This window comes from Intestinimonas sp., from assembly GCF_026169115.1.
Classification (GTDB): domain Bacteria; phylum Bacillota; class Clostridia; order Oscillospirales; family Oscillospiraceae; genus Intestinimonas.
The window spans coordinates 1-4,742 of record NZ_JAPFEA010000076.1 but is presented as its reverse complement, the minus strand read 5'-3'; the positions used below and the strand labels follow the sequence as shown (position 1 = coordinate 4,742).

The window sequence follows — 4,742 nt, the reverse complement described above, 5'->3', positions numbered from 1 at the left end:
TCGGCAGTATATGACATGGAAAAACCTCCCATCGCCAACACCGACACCGGCGGGGAATGCCGCCGTAAATGCGCAGCGCAGCGAAGTATTTCCGCAGGGCGGATTCATTCCGCCCGAGGATGTGAAATATATGGGGCCCCCGCGGAATCACAGATTCCGTGGGGAGTTGGCGATGTTGCCCAGCAAAAGTTCCGTACCCACGGCGATGAGCTCGGCAGTATATGACATGGTAAGGACCTCTTTTTTCATGGGATAATAGAAAGCTGCGACTCACGCAGACGCGCTGCCGCATCGATAGGGCGGGCGGCTGATAGCCGCCCCTACCCCCGCGTCATCCTGAGCGCAGCGAAGGATCCGTCTCCCCATCCTTTTCCGTGACAACAGAAGACGGAAGTACGGATTCTTCGGCTTCGGCCTCAGAATGACGGAGGAGGGGGCACTCCGACGCCGTCGCGCCCCACAAAACAGCGCCGTACCGTGGGCACGTCTGGGGAGCCGCGCACCGCGACAAGGGGTGCGGCTCCGTTCACCCCCTCAGTCCGGCTTTGCCGGACAGCTCCCCCGTCAAGGGGGAGCTGCGCAGGTGGGCGCGGCTGTCAGGGCATGTGTCAGGGCATGCTCAGCCCAGCTGCACCCGCTCAATGCCCTCCAGAGCCTCCTTCACCAGGCCCTCCACATCCAGGGGAGCCTCGATGGCCTCCACGTCCTCCAGGCGGGGACGGGTCCGGGGGTGGCGGGGGGTGAAGACGGTGCAGCAGTCCTCGTAGGGCAGGATGGAGGTCTCAAAGGTGCCGATCTTCCGGGAGAGACGCACCACCTCCTCCTTGTCCATGCCCACCAGGGGACGGAAGACGGGCAGGTCGGTGACGGCGCCGGTGACGGCCATGGCGTCCATGGTCTGGGAGGCCACCTGGCCCAGGGACTCGCCGGTGACGATGGCATGGCAGCCGGTGCGGTGGGCCACCCCCTCGGCAATGCGCATCATGAATCGCCGCATGAGAAGGGTGAAGTAGTCCTCGGGGCAGGAGCGGCGCAGCTCCTCCTGGATGTGGGTGAAGGGGACCACGTGGACGGTGAGCCGTCCGGTCCAGGGGGTGAGGAGCTCTGCCAGGTCCAGCACCTTCTGCTTGGCCTCGGGGGAGGTGTAGGGGTAGGAGTAGAAGTGGATCATCTCCAGGGCCACTCCCCGCTTGGCCATCATCCAGGAGGCCACCGGGGAGTCGATGCCGCCGCTGAGCATGCTCAGGGCACGGCCACTGGTGCCCACGGGGAGACCGCCGGCGCCGGGCTCCGGGTCGGCGTGGACGAAGGCGGCGTAGTCCCGGACCTCCAGGTGGACGGTGAGCTCGGGGTGGTGGACGTCCACGGTGAGGTCGGGGTAGAGGTCGTCCAGCTCCCCGCCCACCCACTGGCTCAGGGCGATGGAGGTCATGGGGAAGGTCTTGTCCGCCCGCTTGGACTCCACCTTGAAAGTCCTGGCCCGGGAGAGCTGGTCTCCCAGGTAGCTCCTGGCGGTCTCCAGCATGGCCTCCTTGGTCTTTTCGCAGGACTTGGCCCGGCTGAGCCCCACCACGCCGAAGATATGCTTCATGGCCTCGTAGGCGGCGTCCATGTCGCAGTCCTCGCTCTGGGGCTCCACATAGGTGGTGGACTGCCGTGTGTAGACCTTGAACTTGCCCAGGGGTTTCAGCCGCCGGGCGATGTTGGCGCGCATCTTGTCTTCAAAGGTGTATCGGTTGGTCCCCTTCAGGACCATCTCTCCCTGCTTGAGGAGGATCATCTCGGTCATGTGAACTTCCTTTCCTGTTTGGAAAACAGATATTTTTCTCGGATATTATAGATGATGTGGGAGCAAAAGTCCAGCATTGGTTCCATGGTGCCCTTTTTGCACTTAGGCGGATGGATTCTGGCCTTGCCAATTTTGCCATGATGTTGCTTTGGACAGAAAAACATGATAAAGTAAGCGAGAAAATAAATTTGACTTTGCTGCTGTGGAGGATTGAAATGAAAAAAGTTGGAACATATTTTGTGGTTGGTTTAGTGATCGCATTTATTGGAATTCTTGTATCTGATATTTGCGGAGACTTCTTCAATGGCATGGACTATGGCAGTGCATGCGTATTAGGCATGGGTGCATACCTTTGTGTTGTAGTAATCGTATGTACGGGTATTATCGTATCAAAGCTGGGTGAAAAATCCAGATCAGATGAGGCTGGCACAAAGACAGAGTGAACATGTGCAACAGGATGAACTTGTGAATATACCTCCCTTTGTCATTTCGACAAAGGGAGGTTATTTATGCCCAGAATTGCTCCAAAGGGAAAAAGAAGCTCTATGTCCCCATTTACCGGGCGTTCCTTGTCATTTCGAACCGGTGGCAACACCGGTGAGAAATCCGCATCTGGGTAAAGCTGGGGAGACGGATTTCTCACCAGCCCGCGGGCTGGCTCGAAATGACAACTGCGAAAGGGGAGACGTGTGAGGATCATCGTCTCAAATAACTGCTCTCCCGGTACTGGAGGGCCTCGGCCAGGTGGGGGATCTGGATCTGCTCCGCCCCCTCCAGGTCGGCGATGGTCCGGGCCACCCGGAGGATGCGGTCATAGCTCCGAGCGGTAAGGCCCATGCGGTCGAAGGCCCCCTGCATGACGGCCCGGCACCTGTCGTCCAGAGCGCAGCAGTCCTGGAGCTCCCGGGGGCCCATGTGGGCGTTGCAGTCGGGGCCAGAGGGGCCGAACCGGGCGGTCTGCACGGCCCGGGCGGCGTCCACCCGCTTTTTGATCTCTGCCGAGGACTCCCCGGCGGGCCGGGCGGAGAGCTCCCCAAAGTCCAGGGGCGGCACCTCCACATAGAGGTCGATGCGGTCCAGCAGGGGACCGGACAGCCGCCCCAGATACTTCTTTACCTCATGCTCGGAGCATCGGCACCGGCCGGAGGGGTGGCCGTACCAGCCGCATTTGCAGGGATTCATGGCCGCCACCAGCATGAACCGGCTGGGGAAGACCTCGGTGCCCGACACCCGGGAGATCTGGACCCTCCCGTCCTCCATGGGCTGCCGCAGCACCTCCAGAGTCTCCTTTTGAAACTCAGGCAGCTCGTCCAGAAAGAGGACGCCGTGGTGGGCCAGGGAGATCTCCCCGGGCCGGGGCGGGGAGCCGCCGCCGGAGAGCCCCATCACTGAGATGGTGTGGTGGGGGGAGCGGAAGGGGCGACGGGTGAGCAGGGGCTCCTCCTTGGTGGTGAGCCCCAGGACAGAGTGGATCTGGGTACACTCCAGGGCCTCCCGTTGGGAGAGGTCGGGGAGGATGGAGGGGAGCCTTCGCGCCAGCATGGATTTGCCCGAGCCCGGCGGGCCGATCATGGCGATGTTGTGCCCGCCGGCGGCGGCGATCTCCAGAGCCCGCTTGACCGGCTCCTGACCCTTGACCTCGGCGAAGTCGGGCCCGCCGGCTCCGCCGGGGGCGGGGGTCCAGGGCTCCGCCGGCGGGATGGGGACTTCCCCCCGCAGGTGGGCGGAGAGCTGTGCCACATTTTCCACGGGGTAGACGGTGAGTCCGGCGGCCAGCGTGGCCTCGGGGGCCGAGTCGGCGGGGACGTAGAGGGCGGTGAGTCCGGCATCCCGGGCGGCCAGGGCCATAGGCAGCATGCCCGTCACTGGACGCAGCTCTCCGGACAGGGAGAGCTCCCCCACAAAGGCGGCGTCCTCCGCCGGAGGGGGCAGCTGCCGCCCGGCGCAGAGGATGCCCACCAGCATGGGCAGGTCGTAGAGGGTGCCCCCCTTCCGCCGGTCAGCGGGGGCCAGATTGACCGTGATCCGGGAGACGGGAAAGGTAAAGCCGCAGTTCCGGATGGCGGAACGGACCCGCTCCCGGGCCTCCTTCACCGCCGCGTCCGGGAGACCCACGATATCAAAGTTGGGCAGGCCGCTGGAGAGGTCGCATTCCGCCGTCACCAGATAGCCCGTGATGCCGTGAAGGCCCAGGGAGTTGAGCGTGCAGAGCACCGTTGAGCACCGCCTTTCCTGTGGAGCGAGGAGTCGGACGGCAGGGGAGCCAGGCCGGCGGAGGACCGGAGCGCACACCCTTTGCCGCGAGAACTTTTTTCTAACTATACCTGATTTTATGAGGGTTTTCAAGGCGCGGCGCCGGCTATTTTTTAAGAATCGACAAATTGGAGGGACCAATTTTGGATTCATCGCCGAAAATCTTCGAACGGAGCAAGATTCGATTTACAAACGGAGGAATGAGTGGTACTATTAAGGAGCTAGGAAAATGGAACCGTATCCATTTGAACGAAGGAGGAACGATCAACATGGCTAGAAAAAAGAAGTCCATGGACGGCAATACCGCCGCAGCACACGTTTCCTATGCGTTTACGGAGGTCGCGGGCATTTACCCCATCACGCCCTCCAGCCCCATGGCCGATAATGTGGATCAGTGGGCCGCCGCAGGCCGCAAGAACATTTTCGGCGATCCTGTCCGCGTCATTGAGATGCAGTCCGAGGCCGGCGCCGCCGGCACCGTGCACGGCTCTCTGAACGCCGGCGCCCTCACCACCACCTACACCGCCTCTCAGGGCCTGCTGCTGATGATCCCCAATATGTATAAGATCGCCGGCGAGCTGCTGCCCTGTGTGTTCCATGTCTCCGCCCGTACCGTGGCCGCCCAGAGCCTGAACATCTTCGGCGACCACTCCGACGTCATGGCCTGCCGCCAGACCGGCTTTGCCATGCTGGCTGAGAC

The 4,742-nt window shown here is 62.3% G+C and carries 3 protein-coding genes and 1 pseudogene; 2 read left to right on the top strand and 2 right to left on the bottom strand.

All coding sequences use genetic code 11. The features are described 5' to 3' along the window. Positions 1 to 619 precede the first annotated feature (619 nt). Positions 620 to 1,789: a tRNA uracil 4-sulfurtransferase ThiI gene (thiI, locus tag Q0Y09_RS07130; protein ID WP_297719704.1), complete on the bottom strand. Its 1,170-nt coding sequence runs from the start codon at positions 1,787 to 1,789 to the stop codon at positions 620 to 622. 56 nt (positions 1,790 to 1,845) lie between these two features. Between thiI and Q0Y09_RS07125 the strand changes: the two genes are divergently transcribed. After that, the gene (locus Q0Y09_RS07125) at positions 1,846 to 2,232 is read left to right on the top strand and encodes a hypothetical protein (protein ID WP_297719701.1); all 387 of its coding nucleotides are present in this window, start codon (positions 1,846 to 1,848) and stop codon (positions 2,230 to 2,232) included. A gap of 253 nt (positions 2,233 to 2,485) precedes the next feature. On the opposite strand, the gene Q0Y09_RS07120 is transcribed toward Q0Y09_RS07125, so the two are convergent. Continuing rightward, on the bottom strand, positions 2,486 to 4,003 hold the full coding sequence (locus Q0Y09_RS07120; RefSeq protein WP_297719698.1) for a YifB family Mg chelatase-like AAA ATPase: 1,518 nt from the start codon (positions 4,001 to 4,003) through the stop codon (positions 2,486 to 2,488). A 308-nt stretch (positions 4,004 to 4,311) separates the two neighbouring features. On the opposite strand from Q0Y09_RS07120, the pseudogene Q0Y09_RS07115 reads away from it, so the two are divergent. Continuing rightward, positions 4,312 to 4,742 (top strand): annotated as a pseudogene (locus tag Q0Y09_RS07115) (pyruvate:ferredoxin (flavodoxin) oxidoreductase); the annotation flags it as partial.

Bases quoted from the DNA above. Each gene is read 5' to 3' on its own strand.
- thiI (WP_297719704.1), bottom strand. From the start codon at position 1,789: ATGACCGAGATGATCCTCCTCAAGCAGGGAGAGATGGTCCTGAAGGGG.